The organism is Streptomyces sp. NPDC007875 (assembly GCF_042868035.1).
Classification (GTDB): domain Bacteria; phylum Actinomycetota; class Actinomycetes; order Streptomycetales; family Streptomycetaceae; genus Streptomyces; species Streptomyces antimycoticus.
The window spans coordinates 479,501-498,065 of the sequence record NZ_JBIADZ010000005.1 but is presented as its reverse complement, the minus strand read 5'-3'; the positions used below and the strand labels follow the sequence as shown (position 1 = coordinate 498,065).

The window sequence follows — 18,565 nt, the reverse complement described above, 5'->3', positions numbered from 1 at the left end:
TCCATGCTCCGCATCGGAATCGACGTCGGCGGCACGTTCACCGACGTGACCGCCCTGGACGCGGCTACAGGCCGGTTTTACATCCACAAGCTGCCTTCGACCACCGACGACCAGTCCGTGGCGGTCGCCGAAGGCGTCCGTGCGGTACTGCAACAGGCCGACACGGACCCCGGGGAGGTCGGATACCTCGGGCACGGCACCACCGTCGCGACCAACACCGTGCTGGAATCCAACGGTGCACTCACCGCTTTGGTGACCACCGCGGGACTGCGGGACATCCTGGAGATCGGCCGCCAGCAACGCCCCGACCTCTATGACATGGACGCCGACAAGGCGCCTTCGCTGGTCCCGAGGTCGCTGGTGCACGCGGTCGTCGAGCGGATGTCCGCGGAGGGCAAGGTGCTCACCCCGCTGGACGAGGACGACATCGCCGCCGCGGTGGATCGGGTCCGCGCGGCGCAGCCCGAGGCGGTCGCGGTCTGTTTCCTCCACAGTTACCGCAACGGTGACCACGAACTGGAGGTCGCCGACCGGCTGCGGGCGGCTCTACCGGAGGTCTACGTGTGTGCCTCCACCGAGGTGGCGCCGGTGTTCCGGGAGTTCGAGCGGTTCTCGACCACTGTGGTCAACGCCTACGTCGGCCCGAAGATCAACCGCTATATGTCGCGGCTGGCCGAGCGGATCCGGGCGACCGGGGTGCCGGTCGAGCCCCGGGTGATCGGCTCCAGCGGCGGCATGATGTCGCTGGACTCGGTGAGCCGGTACCCGGTGACCACGTTGTTGTCCGGGCCTTCGGCGGGCGTCGTCGCGGCGTCGCATGTGGCCGGGCAGGCCGGTTTCGGCAACCTGATCACCTTCGATATGGGCGGTACCAGCACCGATGTCTGCCTTGTGCGCGACGGGCGGGCACTGGTGTCGTCGCAGCGCCGGATCAACCAGCGCCCGGTCCGCACGCCGTCGCTGGACATCCACACCGTCGGTGCCGGCGGCGGCAGCATCGCCCGGGTGGACCCCGGCGGGGCGTTGGAGGTCGGCCCGAGCAGCGCCGGTTCGCAGCCCGGCCCGGCCGCGTACGGGCGGGGCGGTGTCAAACCGACCGTCACCGACGCGAACGTCCTGCGTGGGCGGTTGAACCCGGAGTACGTCCTGGGCGGCGCGCTCGCGGTGGACTACGCGGCAGCCGAGCGTGCCGTGGACAGCGTCGCGCGGGCGATGGGGGCCGACCGGTCGGTGGCCGCGCGCGGCATCGGGCGGATCGCGGCGGTCAACATGGCCGGAGCGGTGCGCAAGGTCTCGGTGGAGGCAGGCGAAGACCCACGCGGTTATGTCCTGGTCGCCTTTGGTGGGGCCGGCCCGCTGCACGCGGTCGAGGTTGCTCGCGAGGTCGGCATGAGCACCGTGCTGGTGCCGCCGAATCCGGGCACGCTGTGCGCGCTGGGATTGCTCGTCACCGACATCCGCACCGAGTTCGCCAAGGCCGTGCTGGAGGAGGCCGACGAGCGCAACCCCGACAAGCTCAACGAGGTGCTGCGCGAGGCGCACGAATCGGCTCGTGGCTGGCTGGCATCCGAAGCGCCGTCCGGTGCGAACACGAAGATCACCGGAGAAGCCAAGATGCGCTACGCCCGGCAGAATTTCGAGCTGTCGGTTCCCTTGCCGCAGCGGGTGATCGACGCGGCGCGGTTCGACTCCGACGCGGTGGCCGAGATCATGGCGGCGTTCCACGAGCAGCACGCCAAGAGCTACGGCTTCGCGCACCGCGACGCCCGCGTGCAGATCGTGGAAGTACAGCTGACCGCGGCCGCGGCGGTCGACAAACCGGAGTTGCCGGCCATCGCGGAAGGCTCCGAGTCAGGGGAAGCGCTGATCGGCCGCCGCCGGGTCGACTTCGACGAGACCGGCCCGGTCGACACCCCGGTCTACGACCGCGCGGGCCTGCGGGCGGGCACCGTGTTGCCGGGCCCGGCGATCGTCGAACAGCTCGACACCACCACGGTCATCACCCCGGACGCCACCGCGTGCGTCGACCGCTACGGCAACCTCATCATCGAAGTGGAGCAGCGATGAAGACTCTCGACCCCATCACCGTGCAGGTGATCGGCGCGTCCCTGGTGACCACCGCCGAGGAGATGGGCGCGGTGCTGCGCCGGGCGAGCTACTCGACGAACATCAAGGAACGCTCGGACTGTTCGACCGCGCTGTTCGATGAGCACGGCTCGTTGGTCGCGCAGGCCGAGAACATGCCGATCCACATGGGATCGATGACCGGCCTGATCGACTCGCTGGTGGCCTCCGAGCTGACGGTGCGACCGGGGGATGTGTTCATCACCAACGATCCCTACCACGGCGGCGGCACCCATCTGCCGGACATCACCATGGTCAAGCCGGTGTTCGTCGACGGTGAGTTGATCGGCTACAGCGCGAACATCGCGCACCACTCCGACATCGGCGGCCGGGTTCCTGGCAGTAACGCTGGTGACTCGAACTCGCTTTTCCAGGAGGGTCTGCGCATACCGCTGGTCACGTTCGCCACGGTGGACGGTGTCGAGCAGGCGCCGTTGGCATTCATCGAGCTGAACTCGCGGCTGCCGCAGGAGCGGCGCGGTGACATGCTCGCCCAGCTGGCCTCGGTGGAGATCGGGGAACGGCAGCTGCGCGAGGTGCACCGGCGCTACGGCCGGGAGACGGTCCGCGCGGCCACCGCATACCTGCTCGACCACTCCCGCAAGCGGCTGGCGGCGGCGTTGCGCGAGGTCCCGGACGGTACTTACCGATTCCGCGACCTGATGGACCCCGGCGACGGCCCGGCCACCGAGATCGCGGTGGCGATCACCGTTGACGGCGAACGCGTTTCGCTGGACTTCGCGGGTACCGGTCCGCAGTCGCCGGTGGGCATCAACGTGGTGCGCCCGGCGCTGGAAGCCACCGTCTACTACGCGCTGAAGGCCGTGCTGGATCCGGGAATTCCGCCCAACGGCGGGTTCTTCGACGCGGTGGAGATCGACGCGCCGCACGGCAGCATCGTCAACCCGGTCGAGCCCGCGCCGGTGACCGCCCGCACCGACACCTGCCAGCGGGTGGCCGACGTGGTGCTGGGCGCGCTGGCTGCCGCGGTGCCGGAGCGGGTTCCGGCCGCCAGCCACAGCACCGTCACCTATGTGACGTTCTCCGGGGAGTGCGACGGCGATTTCTTCGTCTACCCGGAGGTGGTCGCCGGGGGCGGCGGTGCCCGGACCACGAAGGACGGTCTGGACGCCGTCCAGGTGCACATCACCAACTCCTCGAACCTGCCGATCGAGGCGCTGGAACAGGAATACCCGCTGCTGGTCGACACCTACGAGCTGATCCCCGACTCCGGCGGCGCGGGCACCCACCGCGGCGGCCTCGGCGTGCGCCGGGACCTGCGGATCCTCGGTGACAGTGCGGAATTCTCCGCGCATGCCGACCGGCAGGCAACCCGGCCATGGGGCCTCGGCGGCGGTCACGACGGGAGTCCCGGACGCTTCATCGTCAACCCCGGCCGGGACGACGAGCACCGGCTACCGGGCGGGCGGGTGTCCGGCGTACAGCTGCGCCGGGGCGACGTACTCCGGGTGGAAAGCCCCGGCAGCGGTGGCTTCGGCGACCCGGCCTCACGCAGTCCCGAACGAGTGCGCGAGGACCTGAGCAATGGGCGAATCACCGAGCAAGCGGCACGCGACCTCTACGGATTCCGGTCGGCCGACTGAGCAACCGCGGTCCCACGGCGCTGATCGAACCCTGGTATTGACCGATCGGAGTGCAGGCATGACCACCACATCGACTGCTCCCTCTTCCGCCGGCCTCGACAGATCCCTCGTCCGGCGGGTGACCTGGGCAACCTGGACCGGCTGGGGCCTGGACGGATTCACCAACCAGATGTTCCCGCTCGCCCTCGGCGGGATCATCGCCACATTCGGCCTCACCACGGCGCAGGGCGGGTTGGCCACCTCCTGCGCGCTCATCAGCTCCGCGGTGGGCGGCGTGGTCGGTGGCAGGCTGGCGGACCGCTTCGGCCGGGTCCAGATCCTGGTACTGGTCATCGGCGCATACGCCCTGTTCACGGGCCTGACCGCCACCTCGCAGGACTTCGGGCAGCTGCTGTTGTGGCGCACGCTCGAAGGTTTCTTCTTCGGTGCCGAATGGCCGGTGGGTGCCGCGCTCATGGCGGAATACGCGGCTCCGGAGCGCCGGGGGAGGGTGCTGGCATGGATCCAGTCCGCGTGGTCCGTGGGCTGGGCCGGCGCGAACCTCGCCTACCTGCTCAGTAACGCCTGGTTGCCGGAGACGGTCGCGTGGCGGGTGATGTTTGTGACCGGCGTCCTGCCCGCGCTGGTGGCTTTGCTGATCCGGCGGAAGCTACGCGACGTGCCGACGTCCCAGGTGCAACGGAAGCCGCGCGAAAAGGGCGCATTCGCCGAGCTTTTCGCCCCAGGACTGCGCAAACACACCGTGTTGGGAACGCTGTTCGGTGCAAGTGGTCTGGCCAGCACCTACGCGATGCAGACCTGGATTCCGCTGTACCTGAAGGAAGAACGCGGGCTCAGCGTCGGCGACACCGCAATGTACATCTGGTTCATGATCGCCGGGAACTGGCTCGGCTATGTGCTCGGCGGCCACCTGCACGACCGCATCGGACGACGCTGGGCGTTCACGGTTTTCTACCTGGGAACGACAGTGTTCGGTTTCCTGTTCATGGAAGTTCCGCTCGATGCCCTCTGGTACAACCTGCTGCTCGCGTTTGTGGTCGGCTTCTTCATCTCGGCCCAGGCGTCAGGCAAGGGCGCCCTGTTCACCGAGCTGTTCCCGGCGCGCGTCCGCGGCACCGGTGCGGGCGTCACCTACAACGTCGGGCGCGGTGTCGCGGCGTTCAGCCCGGCGTTCATCGGCTGGGCAGCGGCGGGAAGCGGGCTGGGCAGGGCAATCGTCACCGTGGTGATGATCTGTACCGTCCTGACCCTCCTGTTCATCTGGCTACTGCCAGAAACCAAGGGCCGCGTCCTGGATTAGCAGATCACCGAAATGCCGCTGCTGGAGGAGTGTCCCCGGGGCCGCTGGGGGTCACTGTGCGGCCACCGTTGCGCCGCCAGGCGATCGGAGCCGGGCCAAGTAGGCCGTCATCGCCCGGATGCCGAACTCCCACGGTGGCAGCCCACTGGTCGGGCGGGTCACGCTCCTGAGTGTCCCGAGGTGAGGGCTGCTGATCGTGACGACATCGCCATACCGGTGGGTGAAGCCCCTGCCCGGTGCTCCCCGATCCTGTGACGGGGCGAAGAGCGTACCGGTGAACAGGGCGAACCCGTCCGGATACTGGTGATGGCTGCCATGGGTCGCGGTGACCAGCTCCTCGAAGCTCCGGCTGATCCTGGCGAGGCTGTTGCGGCCCTCCATGAGGAAGCCGTCCGGTCCGTCGACGCGCAGGGTGATCTCCTCACTGCGCAGATCGTCGAGGGTGAAGCCCGCGTGGAAGAGCCGGATGAACGGGCCGATGGCGCAGGAGCCGTTGTTGTCCTTGGCCATTCCGAGGAGCAGGGCACTGCGTCCTTCGATATCGCGCAGGTTCACGTCGTTGCCGAGTGTCGCGCCCTTGACGCGGCCTGCGGAGTCGACGACGAGGACGAGCTCCGGTTCCGGGTTGTTCCACACGGAGAAGGACGGAATGCCGATCGCGGAGCCATGGCCCACCGATGACAGGACCGGAGCCTTCGTGAACACCTCGGGATGGGGCCCGAGGCCCACCTCGAGGTACTGCGACCACATTCCCTGTGCGGTGAGTACCTCCTTGACCCGACTCGCTTCCTCACTGCCCGGGGCCACTGCGGTGATGCTGCCGCCGAGTGTGTCCATGACGAGGTCACGAACCGCGGCGGCCCGAGTGACGTCTCCTCCGCAGCGTTCCTCGATGACGCGCTCGATCATGCTGTCCACGAACGTGACTCCGCATGCCTTGACCACCTGAAGGTCGATCGGTGCGAGCAGACGCGGTAGGTGCCGATCGCCGTCCTGGGCACCAGGCAGGTCCCGCAATGACCAGCGGGTCGGCCCGGATGCCGCCGCGACGGCCTGGCCCGGGTCGTGCTCCTCCATGAGGTCGGCCACCGTGGGGAACACATCCGTGAGGTCCACGACTCGGCCGCCTCGGACGGTCACCACCCGGGGACCTTCGCACCGCGGGTCCCAGAGCCGTCCGACCAGGACCGCGTCCGCGTCGTCCCTCGGCAGACAGGGCGTCAGGGCCGTCGAGAGGTCCTCCATCAGTTGTCCCCTCCGTTCGTGATCCGGTCGTTGACCTGCTCGGTCGATGTGTTCATGGGTGAGGCGATACGGACGTGCGCCATGCGTTCGTAGACACGTGCAAGGGCCTGGTTACCGTCGGCCTCCTGCCCGTGTGACATGGCCTCCAGGTACAGCTGCAGCACCCCGGACGCCCCGGGCAGCGGCATGCCCTGGGCCGCCGCCGTGTCCACCGCGATGCGCAGATCCTTGACTTGCAGGGCGACACGGAATCCCGCACTGTCGTCCCCGTCGATCATCTGCGGGGCGAGATGTTCGAGTACCCAGGACGACGCGGCGCCGCCCAGGAGCGCTTGACGCAGTACTCGGGGTTGAACGCCGAAGCGGGAACCCAGGGTGAACGCCTCGCACGCCGCCTGGATGGCGAGCGCCACCGCGACCTGATTGCAGGCCTTGACCACTTGCCCTGAACCGACCGGGCCCACATCGGTGGTCGAGCCCATGGTCTCCAGTACGGGACGGACGCGGGCCAGTGCCTCGGCCGTGCCTCCCGCCATGATGGACAGTGCTCCCGATACCGCTCCGCGCACCCCGCCGCTGACGGGCGCGTCGACCAGGGCGAGCCGTCGGTCGGCAAGTTCGGCCGCGAGTGATTGGGTGGCAAGGGGCGAGATCGTACTCATATCCACGACCACCGTTCCTTCGGCGCAGCACGCGAGTACTCCGCCAGGACCGAGCAGTACCTCCCGTACATGTGGGGTGTCCGGCAGCATGGTGATCACCGTGGATGCTCCCTCGAGCGCCTGCGCAAGGGTGGCCGCGACCTTGAGCCCTTGGTCGCGGGCCCTGTCGCCGGCCTGCGACGACGCGTCGTAGACGCACAGTTCGATACCAGCGGCCGCGATATTGCGTGCCATGGGCAGGCCCATGACGCCGAGGCCCACAAAGGCCACGGGCCCAGGGGCGGGAGCGGGGAGCCGGGAGGGGCCGGCCGGGTGTGTGGTGGCTGGTGTCTCGGTCACAGCGTTCCTCCAGGAGAGACGGGGGTCTGGGGTGTCGTAGGTCCTGCGGCGGGAACAACACTGGGCGCGGTGGCGTAGTCCTCCGCGTCCACGTCCTCGTCTGTTGGGTCCCAGCGGATGACCAGCAGACAGAGCAGTCCCGCGAACGGCATCAGGGCGAGCCACAGCAACGCGTCGAGGCCGTATGCCGCGGTCAGCGCGGGCCACGCCACCAAGCCGATGGTGCCGCCGATGCGGTTGCCGAACTGGGCGAAGCCGACACCCACTCCTCTGATCGAGGTCGGGTAGGACAAGGTGGCGATAACCGCTCCCTGGGTTCCTGGGCCGGCGGCGTGGGAGAAGATGAACACGCCGAGGAACAGGGCGGCGATCCAGATGGCGCCGTCGAACGGCTCCTTGCCGAAGAGATTGACCAGCAGCAAGGAGGCCGTGGTTCCGCAGAAGCCCCACAGGGCGAGTCTGCTGATGCGTACCCGGGGTGCGAGCCAGGTGGAGAGCAGTCCGCCGCCGACTCCGAACAGCAGGTTGAAGGCGAGAGGCCCGACGATGCCGGTCAGGACGGTCTGGCCGAATACCTGTTGAGTCACCACCCCGATGGAGAAGCCGACCGCGTAGTACTCGGCGCCCTGGCAGAAGTTGACCACAAGGGCGAGGAGCGTGCGCGGACGATAGGTGCGGTTCCACAGCCGGCCGAAGCTCTGCAGAACCGGTTCGGTGCGTGTGCGCTTCGGCATGCGCAGCACGGCGTCGTCGGCGACGGTGACGTCCACGCCGTAGGCCTTGCGCAGGACGGCTGCCGCCTCGTGCAGGTCTTTGTTCATGGCCACCCAGGTCGGGGACTCCGTCAGGTACTTGCGCCGGAGGTAGAGGACCGCTGCGGTGGGCACCACTCCGAACCCGACGACCACGCGCCACAGTTCCCCGATGTCCCAGGACAGTGCCTGAAAGACGTAGTAGCCGATGAGAAGGAGGACGAAGGTGGATCCCACCGCCACGTACCAGACGGGGGCGTACAGGTTGAGTGCCCTGCCTTTGTTCCGGTGCGAGGAGTACTCGGCGATGAAGCTGAAGGCGACCGGGTAGTCGATGCCCACCGAGATGCCCATCAGGAAGCGGGAGGCGAGGAAGAACCAGGCGTTGGGCGAGATCGCACACAGGAGCGTGGCGATGATCAGCACGACGAGGTCGGCGGTGAACACCTTCTCGCGGCCGATGCGGTCCATGAGTGTTCCACCCAGCAGGGAGCCGATCAGCGCGCCGATCAGGATGGCGCCTGCGGTGATGCCCAGCATGAGCGGGGACAGGCTGAAGGCTTCCTGGACGTAGCTGAGGCCGAAGGCGATCGACGTGAAGTCGTAGGCGTCCATGAAGATGCCGGCCAGCGCGATGACGACGACGAACTTGGCGTTGCCGCCGCGGATGCGGCCGCTGTTCACCAGTGAGGAGACATCTTGGGGATGGCGTAGAACGAACGAGTCAGACATGGGTGTCCTTTTGCGTGTCCGGGGATGACAGTGCGGGGGCCACCGACGGGCCGTGCCCGGGCGGCGGGCCGGTCTGAGCGGACAATGGGTGGGGCAGTGCGGAGCTGCCCCGAGCCGGGGAGCGGTGGTCAGGCGGAGCGGGTGAGTTCCGCCGCGGCGTCGCGTTCCATCTGGTGCAGCTTGGCGACGCGGCGCACGGTTGCCTCGTCGTTGTCGAAGCGGGCTCCCAGGAATGCCACAAGGGCCTCCCGCGCCAGTGCCGGGCCGATGAGCCACGCGCCCATGGCGATCGCATTGGTGTCGTCGTGTTCCACGCCCTGGTGGGCGGAGTAGGTGTCGTGGCCCAGACCGCAGCGGATTCCTGGGATCTTGTTCGCGGCGATCACGGCGCCCACGCCGGTTCCGCAGACGAGGACTGCCCGGTCGGCCCTTCCGGTGCGGACGGGCTCACACGTGGCGCGGGTGATGTCGGGAAAGTCGACGGGCTGGTCGTCGTGGGTTCCGAAGTCGGTGACGTCGTGGCCGAGTTCTTCGAGGACCGTGCGTACGTGGTCCTTGAGAGCAAGGCCCGCGTGGTCGTTGCCCAGGGCGATACGCATGGGTTTCCCTTCTGGTGAGCGGGGTGCAACGGGTGGTGTGGGCAGCTGGAACCAGGCCCTGGCCGGTGGGCTTGGACCGTGGACGCTTCGGCCGCGCCTCAGGGCTGCAGGCCGTACCAGCGCATCGCGGTGCCTCCGCGGAGGGCGGCCAGCGCCCGCTCGTCGGTGGGGAGGGCGTGGCGGGCCGCCTCGGAGAGATCGTTCCAGGCGCTGCTGTGGCTGCGATGGAGTGTGATGACGGGCCAGTTGCTCGCCAGCATCACGCGGTGGGCCCCGAAGTGATGCAGGGCGTGGGCCGCCGGGTGGTGGAGGGCGGCGGATGACCAGGTGCGCCAGGCGGTGAGGACGTCGATGCCCACGGAGAGTTTCAGTGCCAGGTTGGGTAGCCGGCCGAGGGAGGCGATGCGGTCCTGCCACGGTCCCCAGACCTCGCGGTCGCCACCGGTAGCCATGGCGTCCAGCGGGGGACGGCCCAGATGGTCGATGATGACGCGGAGTTGCGGAACAGCTTCGGCGACGCCCGCGACTTGTCGGGCCTGGGCTTCGGTGACGGGGACGATGTCCCAGGTCAGGTCGGCATCGGCGAGTTCGCGGAAGAGGGCGAGTGTGGCGGGGGCAGTGAGCCACTCGGCGTCGTCGCGGCCGATGAGGCACCGTACTCCGCGGATCAGGGGGTGGGCGCGCAGGTCTGCGAGGAGGGCTCGGGCCGTGGGCGGATCGTGGAGGGGAAGCCAGGCGACGACACCGCGCACCCAGTGCGCCTGGGCCGCGTACGTGAGCATGCGCTGGTTCTCTTCGGGCAGGTCGGCGGATTGGATGAGGACCGTGCCGTCGATACCGCTGTCCTTCAGCGCCGGTTCCAGGTCAGCCGGCTCGAAGTCACGGGCGAGGGTGGCGTGGTGGGAGGTACGCCAGGGCTGCGGCTGGCGGGCAGTTCGCCAGAAGTGGTGGTGCGCGTCGACCGTGAAAGGCCGGGCCATCATCGACCTTCCCAGACGGGCGCGCGCTTGGTGAGAAACGCGGTGACTCCCTCAGCGAAGTCGCGGCTGCCGTAGCACGTCGCGTACAGGTCGTCGGCGTGCGCGGGGACCGCCGTGGCCAGGACTCTGCGATCGGCTTCCTTCAGGGCGGCAAGGGTGAGAGGGGCGCAACGGGCGATCTGGGAGGAGAGCTCAGCAGCGCGCTCCTCCAGAGCCCCGGCGGCGATGATCTCGCTGACGAAGCCCGTTTCGTGGGCCTGCGCCGCGGTGATCAGTTGGGCGGTGTAGAGCGCTTGGAGGGTGCGAGAGCGGCCGAAGCCCGTGTAGAGGCGGGCGAGTGCTGCGGGGGCGAGACAGTTGCCCAGGGTGCGGCCGATGGGAGCGCCGAAGGTGGCATCCGGGGTGGCCAGGACGATGTCGCAGCTCGCGGCAAGGATCGTGCCGGCTCCGACGGCCGGTCCCCGCACGATGGCTATCGTGGGCATGCGGAGGGCGGCGAGACGGTCCACGGCGCGGCCCACACGGTGTTCGTAGGCGATGCCGTCGGCGCCCGAAGTGAAGCTGGTGAACTCGCGGATGTCGGTGCCCGAGGCGAAGGCTGCCGCACCCGCGCCGCGTACCACCGTGACGCGCACGGCGTCGGCGGCATCGATCTCGTCGCATGCCTTCTCCAGTTCGTCGTACATGGAGAGGGTCAGGGCGTTGCGCAGGCGGGGGTGGGAAAACGTGAGGCAGGCGGTATGGGTTCCGTCGCGTTCCCAGCGAACGTGTGGTTCGGAGTGGCTGGTCATCGGGGCTCCGTCGGTGCGGACGTGAGCAGTTCGGCGTTGTGCTCGCCGAGCAGCGGCGGGTGGCGGCGGATACGGGCCGGCGTGCGCCCGAGTTTGACGGGGAAGCCGAGGACGCGAGTGGGCCCTTCGACGGGGTGCTCGTACTCCTCGACCATCGCCCGGGCCCTCGCGTGCGGGTCGTGCGCGAGGATGTGGGCGTAGTCGAGGATGGGGCCGGCGGGGACACCCGCATCGAGGAGGAGATCTACCGCCTCCTCGACGGTGGTGGCGGCAAGCCTGCCCTCGATGAGGGCGATCAGTTCGGGTCGGTGTTCCATGCGGGCCATGTTGGTGGCGAACCGCTCGTCCTCGGCCAGGTGTTCCAGGCCGAGCGCCTGGCACAGTCGCTGCCATAGGCGCTGGTTGTTGGCGGCGATGGTGAGGTGCCCGTCGGCGGCGCGCACCGCCTGGTAGGGCGCGGACATGCGGTTGGCCGAACCGAGGCGCTCAGGTGCCTTCGCGGTGCTGAAGAACTCCGTGGATTCCCATACGGACAGGGCGAGTACGGCCTCGTACAGGGAGGTCTCCAGGTACTGGCCCTCTCCGGTGCGCAGCCGGTGGATGTGGGCGCCGAGGATGCCGTAGAGGCAGAACAGGCCCGCACCGAGGTCCCCGACAGGCAGTCCGCATTTGACCGGGGCGCCATCGGGATCGCCGGTGATGCTGATGGCACCCGCCATCCCCTGGGCGATGAGGTCGTAGCCGGGGCGCTCCGCGTAGGGGCCGTACTGGCCGAAGCCGGAGACCGAGGCATAGACGATGTCGGGCTTGATCGCGCGTACGGAGTCGTAGTCGACACCGAGACGGGCCGCGACACCGGGACGGAAGTTCTCGATGACGATGTCGGCGTCCGCCAGGAGCCGGCGGAAGCCCGACTTCCCTTGCTGTGAGCCGAGGTCCAGGGTGACGCTGCGCTTGTTGCGGTTGAGGGCGTGGAAGGCGGGACTGTCCCGGCCGGGCGGCGGGTAACCCCAGGAGACGCGCGTCTGGTCTCCGGACCCCGGCTGTTCGACCTTGATGACGTCCGCGCCGAGGTCGGCGAGGAGCATCGTGGCGAAGGGGCCCGCCATCACCTGGGTGAGGTCGACGACGCGCACACCATCCAGGGCACCAGGCCGCGGGGCGGTATGAGCGTCGGTATGGGCAGTGGTGTCGGTGGGTGTCATTGCTGGAGTCCCCCTCGGATTCGGCGGCGTAGCTGTTCGCAAGGCGCCCGCTGTGTGGGTGTCAGTTCTGCTCGGTGCTCCGGCGTTCGATGCGATGCGCCAGTGTCTGGGCCAGTAGTGCCGCATACGGCACGGGCAGCTGGACATCGCGGGCGATGGAGAGCACGTCCCACAGGTCCTTGGACCAGGAGCGCTGATGGCGCGGGACGCCGCCGCGCTCGTACGCGGCGGCGACATCTTCGAAAAAGCCCCACTCCCGGGTGACCCAGGAGTCGCCGGTGCTGGAGCCCACGGCCCTCAAAACGGCCTCGGCATCGATGCCATACGCCTTCGCCAGGTCCAATGCCTCGTAGGCACCTGCCAGCGCGGAGAACATCATCAGCTGGTTGGCGAGTTTGGCCACTGCCCCGGCGCCCAACGGCCCGATGTGAACGGTCTCGGTGGCGATCGCCTTCAGGTAGGGGCGGGCCAGGGTCAAGGCCGCCTCACTCCCACCGGCCATGACCGTCAGTTCTCCGCGCAGCGCCCGCTCCGCGCCCCCGCTGACCGGCGCCTCGACCAGTTCCACACCGTGTGCCTGTGCCTCCAGTCCTATCTGATGAACCGTGGCGGGCAGCAGCGTCGAGTGAAGCAGCACGAGAGAGCCAGGTGCCAGCACGGCGAGGAGTCCTGAGTCGCCCGTCAGGATCTGGCACGTGGCGGCGTCGTCGGAAACGGCGAGGGCGACGACCGCGCATCCGGCGAGATCCTTCACACCGCCTGTCGCCGCGGTCATGCCCGCATCCTCGGCGGCTTGCATCCGCCGCGGGTCCAAGTCGTGTACGCGGAGGGCGTGTCCCGCTCTGGTGAGCGCGCGGGCCATGGGCAGGCCGATATTGCCAAGTCCGACGAAGCCGACGGATACGGCATGCGGCCGGGCTTCGGCCGGTTGATCTCCGTGCGACATGCCCGGCACCTCAGCGGGTCGTGCCGGCGCACGAAGCGCTGGTGGGCCCGTCCTGCCGCCTGGTGCGGGACCTGCCGGGTCCGTCGTACATCGTGAGAAGTGTCGCGTTGTTCATGGCCATACCTTCCAGGGGCAAGGGGCACTCCAGGGCCGATCCCGGAGCGGGTGCAGAAGTGTGAAGCCCGTGAGGGTGGGGGCGGTGAGGCGCAGTGGGATCGGAGCGCGAACGGCGCATCGAACCTTGACATGTCACGTCATGCAGTTGATCCCACACGAAGCGCTCCGTCTATTGTCTTCAATCGCGCTCCGTCTATTGTCTACATCGATTGGTTAGGGATAGACAAGAGTCTTGCAACACCCCGTCCACCCCAGGGAGTCGCGCCCCATCGAGGAGAATGAGGAGCGCCGATGAAACCAGCACCGAGCACCAGCCACCCGACCGTTCAACGAGCAGGTGCGATGGCCGGCACCCCCGTCGGCCGGATCGACCCCCCGAGCATGGTCGAGCTGATCGCAGAGGAACTGCGTCGCCGCATCCTCGCCGGTGCCCTGCGCCCAGGCGACCGTCTCATCGAGGAGCGCCTCACTGCCGACCTCGGCGTCAGCAGGCCGCCGCTGCGCGAGGCGCTGCGCCTGCTTCAACAGGAGGGCCTCGTCTCCATTGCGCCCCGCCGCGGCGCCACGGTCATGGAACTCTCAGCCCAGGACGTGCACGAGATCCTGACCCTGCGTTCCGCTCTGGAGCGGCTCGCCGTTGAACTCGCTGTCCCGGTGAGCGATCCGTCTCTCCTGGACGGGCCGCGGGCCGCCCTCGAAGCCATGCGACGCAGCGCGGAAAAGGAGGATCGCGCCGAACTCGTCCAGCTCGGTTACGAGTTCCACCGCTCCCTCGTGATGCTCGCCGGACACCGCAGGCTGGTCGAGATCTACGACTCGCTGTACCGGCAGCTGGTCCTGTGCATGGCCATGAACCTTTACGAGCGCGAGCACCACCATGAAGACCTGACCCTTCATGTGGAGCGCCACCGTGAGCTGCTCGAAGTGATCAGCGGTGGTGACCTGCGGGCCGTACTGGACGCGTTCGCCGCGCATGGCGAGCGATCGTTCACGGAGCGCTGGCCGGAAAGCAAGGGGGAGTGATCCTGACCCTTGCCGGTCACGGTCCCGCAGCACATCGGGCGGCGGGCAGCGCGATCTCAGACGTCCCGCCAGGAACAAGGAGTACGACCATGTCCGCGTCCGCGTCTCTTTCGACTTCGCTCGACTCCGCGCTGCGCTCAATAGCGGGCGAGCTACCCGCCGAGGCCTTCACCACGGACCCCGACATCCTCGCCTCGTATCGCACCGACCACGCCCCGTTCTGCCCCAGTGGCATCCCCGCCGCGCTCGTGCGGCCCCGGTCGACCGAGCAGGTGGCCGAGGTCCTGCGGATAGCGCACGAGCACAGCGTGCCCGTCGTCCCGCAGGCGGCCCGCACCGGGCTCGCAGGCGGCGCCAACGCCGTGGACGGCTGCCTGCTCCTGTCGGTGGAACGTCTGGACCGCATCCTGGAGATAGACACGGTCGACCAGACGGCGCGGGCCGAAGCGGGTGTCGTCAATGCGGTGTTCTCCCGGGCCGTAGCCGAGCACGGACTGTTCTACCCACCGGACCCTTCGTCCTGGGAGACGTCCACCCTGGGAGGGAACGCGGCAACCAACGCCGGGGGCCTGTGCTGTGTGAAATACGGTGTGACTGGCGACTTCGTGCGCGGACTCACGGTCGTACTGGCCGATGGGACGGTCCTGCGCACCGGTCGACGTACGGCGAAGGGGGTGGCCGGATACGACCTGACCCACCTTTTCGTCGGTTCCGAAGGCACCCTCGGCGTGATCACCGAGGTGACGGTGGCGTTGCGTCCTGCGGCTGAACGCCCGCTGACCGCTGTCGCGTTCTTCCCCACCGCTGGTGCGGCATGCGCCGTCGTGCCCGACTTCATGGCGGACGGGGCACGCCCCAGCCTCCTCGAGTTCATGGACCGTCCCACGATGGACGTGGTTTCGGGCTACCAGGACCTCGGTTTCCCCTCCGATGCCGGGGCGATGCTGATCGCCCAGTCCGATCGAGGAGAGTTGGCGCGCGGGGACCTGGAACGTTTTGCGCGGATCGCGGAGTCGCACGGCGGCGAAGCGCTGGTCGCCACCGACCCGGCCGAGGCCGAACTCCTGCTCCAGGCACGGCGCCTCGTGGGCATCGCCACGGAGCGACTGGGCAGCTACCTCGCCGATGACGTGTGCGTACCGCGCCGCAGACTCGCCGAGATGGTCGAGAGGCTCCCCGCGATCGCCGAACAGCACGGTGTCCGTGTCACCACCGTTGCGCACGCCGGTGACGGCAACGTGCATCCCCATGTTCTGTTCGACCGGAACGACGAGGGTGAGGTGCAACGGGCCCACGAGGCGTTCGGCGCGATCATGGACCTTGGCCTGGCCCTGGGCGGCACGATCACTGGTGAGCACGGAGTGGGCCTGCTCAAGCGAGACTGGCTCGCCAAGGAACTCGGACCGGCTGGACTGCGCGTCCACCGCGAGGTCAAGGCGGCCCTGGATCCACGGCACATCCTCAACCCTGGCAAGGTCCTGGCCGCAAGCGGGACGCGACGCTGATCAACGGCCGCGTGCGACGGTGATTCTTCGAGGCCCCTGGGCCGGCGGACCAGCCGGTCCGGGTCGTAGAAGAGCACTCCGTCGATGACCCCGCTGGTCAGATCGAGTCTGTGCGTCGGTGAAGGGAAGTTCGTCGCCCGGCAGCGCTGCGCTCCTCCGCCGGCCGTAACCCTCTCTGGCGATGTCTACCCCCCAGGGGTATATTGGCCGCGGATTCGCAGGAGGTGAAGGTGGCAGCGGTGACGGCGCGGGGCGCCCGGTGTGGCCACGCCCGCAGCGGGGCCGTCGGCTGGGCGCGCACAGTCGTCATTGCCCTGTGCGCCGCGCTGGCTCTGCTGGTCCACCACGAGACCTCAGCGGCCACCGTCGGTTCGATGTCCTCGCACGCCATGCGGGGGATGTCCGGTGAGGTCATGGGCGCGGCCCATGCGCCGAGTGAAGTGGCCGCGCGTTCGGCGCATGGGCAAGCGGTGCATCCGGCCGCCGCGTACGACATGGATGACACTGCGTGCTCCGGTAGCGGCATGGCTCACTGCTCCACCGCGAGCGTCGATACGGTGAAGCTCGCGCCGCCGCCCGCGTCCTTCGTCGGACATGACCGTCGCCCGTACGAGACAGCCACTGCCGGGCCGGAAGCCGCTGGAACGGTGCCCAGAGCACCGCCAGACCTGTCTGTTCTCTCTCGACTCCGCATATAGGCCGTGCCCAACGGCGCCCCTCGCGTCCACGTGAGGCGAGCAGCCGGGCCGCACCGACCTATGGGCACATCGAGAAGAGGACCATTCGTGAACAGCATCAACCGCCGCTCCCTGCTTCTTGCCGGGCTCGGCGCCGCGGGCGCCGGCGCGCTCGCGGCCTGCCGCGGCGACTCCAACGGCAATGCCGCCGCCCTCGTCAGCCCCTCCGGCTCCGAGGTCGTCCGAACAGAGAAGAAGCGCACCGGCACCGGCAAGGTGCACGATCTCTCCCTGACCGCCGCGTCCGTCACGCTCGGACTGGGCGGCGGCATCACGGCGAAAACCTGGGGCTTCAACGGTCAGGCCACTGGCAAGGAGATCAGGGTCTCCGCTGGGGACACGCTGGCCGCCGAGTTGTCCAACCAGCTCCCGGACAAGACCACGACCTCCATCCACTGGCACGGCCTGGCCCTGCGCAACGACATGGACGGCGTACCGCCGACCACTCAGCGAGCGGTGCGGGCCGGCAGCAACTTCACCTACCGCTTCATCGCCGACACTCCCGGAACATACTTCTTCCACCCGCATGTCGGTGTTCAGCTCGACCGCGGCCTGTACGCCCCGTTGATCGTCGAGGACCCCAAGGAGCCACTGTCCTGCGACGACGAGTGGGTCGTCGTGCTCGACGACTGGGTCGACGGCGTCACCGGCACCCCTGATGAGGTCTTCGCAGAACTCAGGCAGGGCATGGCGGGTATGGGCGACGGCGCCGGTCATGGCGGGTCGTCCGGCCATGATATGGAGGGCATGGGCGGCATGGACATGAGCGGCGGAAGCAAGCACGGGACGCGCCACTCGCCTTCCCCGTCAAAGGCCTCCGGTGGCATGTCGATGAAGTTCATGATGATGGATGCCACCAGCGAGCTGCTCGGGGGCGACGCTGGGGATGTGAAGTACCCGCACCACCTGGTCAACGGCAAGGTGGCGGCCGACCCGGACGTATTCAAGAGCAAGCCGGGCAAGCGGGTGCGGCTGCGGATCATCAATGCCGGTTCCGATACCGCGTACCGGGTGGCGCTCGGCGGCCACAAGCTCACCATCACCCACACCGACGGCTACCCCGTCGAGCACGAGCAGGTCGACGCCCTGCTGATCGGCATGGGCGAGCGGTACGACGTGCTGGTCACCCTCGGCGATGGTGCCTTCCCGCTGGTCGCGCTCGCGGAGGGGAAGGGGCAGACCGCCATGGGGCTGATGCGTACCGGATCGGGCGACGCCCCTCCGCGGGCCGTCCGGCCGAAGGAACTGAACGGCAGGATCATGACCGCGTCCCAACTGCGTGCCTCCGATGACGTACGGCTGCCGTCGAAGAAGGCGGACCGGGTGCACCGCATCACGCTGACCGGCGGCATGGGCGCGTACGACTGGGGCATCAACGGCAGGAGGCTCGACATGAACGAGCTGGCGGCGAACCCGCTGCGGGTCGAGACGGGGCAGCGGGTGCGGTTGGACTTCGTCAACGACACCGAGATGTGGCACCCGATGCATCTGCACGGCCATACCTACCAGCTCGGCGCCACGGGTCCGCGCAAGGACACCGCGATCGTGCTGCCCAAGAAGAAGCTGTCCGTCTTCTTCGACGCGGACAATCCGGGCCAGTGGCTGATGCACTGCCACAATGCCTACCACGGTGAGGCGGGAATGATGGCGCTCGTGGCCTACCAGCGCTGACACATCGCGAGTTCTAAGCCGGTAACCGGCCGTTGTCAGCAGCAACACGGCGGCACCAGCAGCTGGAACACGCGGCCGGCGGAGTCCCACCCCACCTCCGGAGCCCGGACGACGGAGAACTCATCGGCGGCGGGCCGCTGGTGCTGACGGCCGGGTTGGTGTGGCTGTCCGCGGTCGAGCCCACGCCGCGGTGGGGGGCTTGAGCACGCTGCCGATGCGCGGTGACAAGGCCG

At 68.6% G+C, this 18,565-nt stretch carries 14 protein-coding genes; 6 read left to right on the top strand and 8 right to left on the bottom strand.

Annotation, left to right across the window (positions count from 1 at the left end; all coding sequences use genetic code 11):
• Positions 1 to 3: 3 nt before the first annotated feature.
• Genes ACFYOY_RS14490 through ACFYOY_RS14480 form a run of 3 tightly spaced genes read left to right on the top strand, consistent with a single transcriptional unit; the run spans position 4 to position 5,028 of the window.
• On the top strand, positions 4 to 2,067 hold the full coding sequence (locus ACFYOY_RS14490; protein ID WP_351883947.1) for a hydantoinase/oxoprolinase family protein: 2,064 nt from the start codon (positions 4 to 6) through the stop codon (positions 2,065 to 2,067).
• The gene (locus ACFYOY_RS14485) at positions 2,064 to 3,728 is read left to right on the top strand and encodes a hydantoinase B/oxoprolinase family protein (RefSeq protein WP_351883949.1); all 1,665 of its coding nucleotides are present in this window, start codon (positions 2,064 to 2,066) and stop codon (positions 3,726 to 3,728) included. Before ACFYOY_RS14490 ends, ACFYOY_RS14485 begins: the two co-directional genes overlap by 4 nt.
• Positions 3,729 to 3,786: 58 nt before the next feature.
• Positions 3,787 to 5,028, top strand: a complete 1,242-nt coding sequence (locus tag ACFYOY_RS14480) for an MFS transporter (RefSeq protein WP_388587186.1) — start codon at positions 3,787 to 3,789, stop codon at positions 5,026 to 5,028.
• Between the two features lie 51 nt (positions 5,029 to 5,079).
• On the opposite strand, the gene ACFYOY_RS14475 is transcribed toward ACFYOY_RS14480, so the two are convergent.
• From ACFYOY_RS14475 to ACFYOY_RS14440, 8 genes are all read right to left on the bottom strand, one after another.
• Positions 5,080 to 6,273: a fumarylacetoacetate hydrolase family protein gene (locus ACFYOY_RS14475; protein WP_388587184.1), complete on the bottom strand. Its 1,194-nt coding sequence runs from the start codon at positions 6,271 to 6,273 to the stop codon at positions 5,080 to 5,082.
• Positions 6,273 to 7,274 (bottom strand): NAD(P)-dependent oxidoreductase, encoded by a 1,002-nt coding sequence (locus ACFYOY_RS14470; RefSeq protein WP_351883954.1) that lies wholly within the window; start codon positions 7,272 to 7,274, stop codon positions 6,273 to 6,275. The genes ACFYOY_RS14475 and ACFYOY_RS14470 overlap by 1 nt, the downstream gene beginning before the upstream one ends.
• Positions 7,271 to 8,758 (bottom strand): MFS transporter, encoded by a 1,488-nt coding sequence (locus ACFYOY_RS14465; protein WP_388587181.1) that lies wholly within the window; start codon positions 8,756 to 8,758, stop codon positions 7,271 to 7,273. Before ACFYOY_RS14465 ends, ACFYOY_RS14470 begins: the two co-directional genes overlap by 4 nt.
• A gap of 128 nt (positions 8,759 to 8,886) precedes the next feature.
• Positions 8,887 to 9,357 (bottom strand): RpiB/LacA/LacB family sugar-phosphate isomerase, encoded by a 471-nt coding sequence (locus tag ACFYOY_RS14460; RefSeq protein WP_351883958.1) that lies wholly within the window; start codon positions 9,355 to 9,357, stop codon positions 8,887 to 8,889.
• A 98-nt stretch (positions 9,358 to 9,455) separates the two neighbouring features.
• Positions 9,456 to 10,340, bottom strand: coding sequence for an amidohydrolase family protein (locus tag ACFYOY_RS14455; RefSeq protein WP_351883960.1), 885 nt, complete (start codon positions 10,338 to 10,340; stop codon positions 9,456 to 9,458).
• Entirely contained in the window at positions 10,337 to 11,128 is a 792-nt protein-coding gene (locus ACFYOY_RS14450; RefSeq protein WP_351883962.1) for an enoyl-CoA hydratase, read from the bottom strand. Before ACFYOY_RS14450 ends, ACFYOY_RS14455 begins: the two co-directional genes overlap by 4 nt.
• Entirely contained in the window at positions 11,125 to 12,333 is a 1,209-nt protein-coding gene (locus ACFYOY_RS14445; protein ID WP_351883964.1) for a CoA transferase, read from the bottom strand. Before ACFYOY_RS14445 ends, ACFYOY_RS14450 begins: the two co-directional genes overlap by 4 nt.
• 61 nt (positions 12,334 to 12,394) lie before the next feature.
• Complete coding sequence (locus ACFYOY_RS14440; RefSeq protein WP_351883966.1) at positions 12,395 to 13,279, bottom strand: NAD(P)-dependent oxidoreductase; 885 nt, start codon at positions 13,277 to 13,279, stop codon at positions 12,395 to 12,397.
• Between the two features lie 408 nt (positions 13,280 to 13,687).
• On the opposite strand from ACFYOY_RS14440, the gene ACFYOY_RS14435 reads away from it, so the two are divergent.
• The 3 genes from ACFYOY_RS14435 (at position 13,688) to ACFYOY_RS14425 (ending at position 18,332) form a co-directional block, all read left to right on the top strand.
• Complete coding sequence (locus tag ACFYOY_RS14435) at positions 13,688 to 14,419, top strand: GntR family transcriptional regulator (RefSeq protein ID WP_351883968.1); 732 nt, start codon at positions 13,688 to 13,690, stop codon at positions 14,417 to 14,419.
• Between the two features lie 89 nt (positions 14,420 to 14,508).
• Positions 14,509 to 15,924 (top strand): FAD-linked oxidase C-terminal domain-containing protein, encoded by a 1,416-nt coding sequence (locus ACFYOY_RS14430; protein ID WP_351883970.1) that lies wholly within the window; start codon positions 14,509 to 14,511, stop codon positions 15,922 to 15,924.
• A gap of 785 nt (positions 15,925 to 16,709) precedes the next feature.
• A complete protein-coding gene (locus ACFYOY_RS14425; protein ID WP_388587175.1) occupies positions 16,710 to 18,332 on the top strand; it encodes a multicopper oxidase family protein in 1,623 nt (540 codons plus the stop codon).
• The last annotated feature ends 233 nt before the right edge of the window (positions 18,333 to 18,565 follow it).

Bases quoted from the DNA above. Each gene is read 5' to 3' on its own strand.
- ACFYOY_RS14490 (WP_351883947.1), top strand. From the start codon at position 4: ATGCTCCGCATCGGAATCGACGTCGGCGGCACGTTCACCGACGTGACC.
- ACFYOY_RS14485 (WP_351883949.1), top strand. From the start codon at position 2,064: ATGAAGACTCTCGACCCCATCACCGTGCAGGTGATCGGCGCGTCCCTG.
- ACFYOY_RS14480 (WP_388587186.1), top strand. From the start codon at position 3,787: ATGACCACCACATCGACTGCTCCCTCTTCCGCCGGCCTCGACAGATCC.
- ACFYOY_RS14475 (WP_388587184.1), bottom strand. From the start codon at position 6,273: ATGGAGGACCTCTCGACGGCCCTGACGCCCTGTCTGCCGAGGGACGAC.
- ACFYOY_RS14465 (WP_388587181.1), bottom strand. From the start codon at position 8,758: ATGTCTGACTCGTTCGTTCTACGCCATCCCCAAGATGTCTCCTCACTG.
- ACFYOY_RS14460 (WP_351883958.1), bottom strand. From the start codon at position 9,357: ATGCGTATCGCCCTGGGCAACGACCACGCGGGCCTTGCTCTCAAGGAC.
- ACFYOY_RS14455 (WP_351883960.1), bottom strand. From the start codon at position 10,340: ATGATGGCCCGGCCTTTCACGGTCGACGCGCACCACCACTTCTGGCGA.
- ACFYOY_RS14450 (WP_351883962.1), bottom strand. From the start codon at position 11,128: ATGACCAGCCACTCCGAACCACACGTTCGCTGGGAACGCGACGGAACC.
- ACFYOY_RS14445 (WP_351883964.1), bottom strand. From the start codon at position 12,333: ATGACACCCACCGACACCACTGCCCATACCGACGCTCATACCGCCCCG.
- ACFYOY_RS14440 (WP_351883966.1), bottom strand. From the start codon at position 13,279: ATGTCGCACGGAGATCAACCGGCCGAAGCCCGGCCGCATGCCGTATCC.
- ACFYOY_RS14435 (WP_351883968.1), top strand. From the start codon at position 13,688: ATGAAACCAGCACCGAGCACCAGCCACCCGACCGTTCAACGAGCAGGT.
- ACFYOY_RS14430 (WP_351883970.1), top strand. From the start codon at position 14,509: ATGTCCGCGTCCGCGTCTCTTTCGACTTCGCTCGACTCCGCGCTGCGC.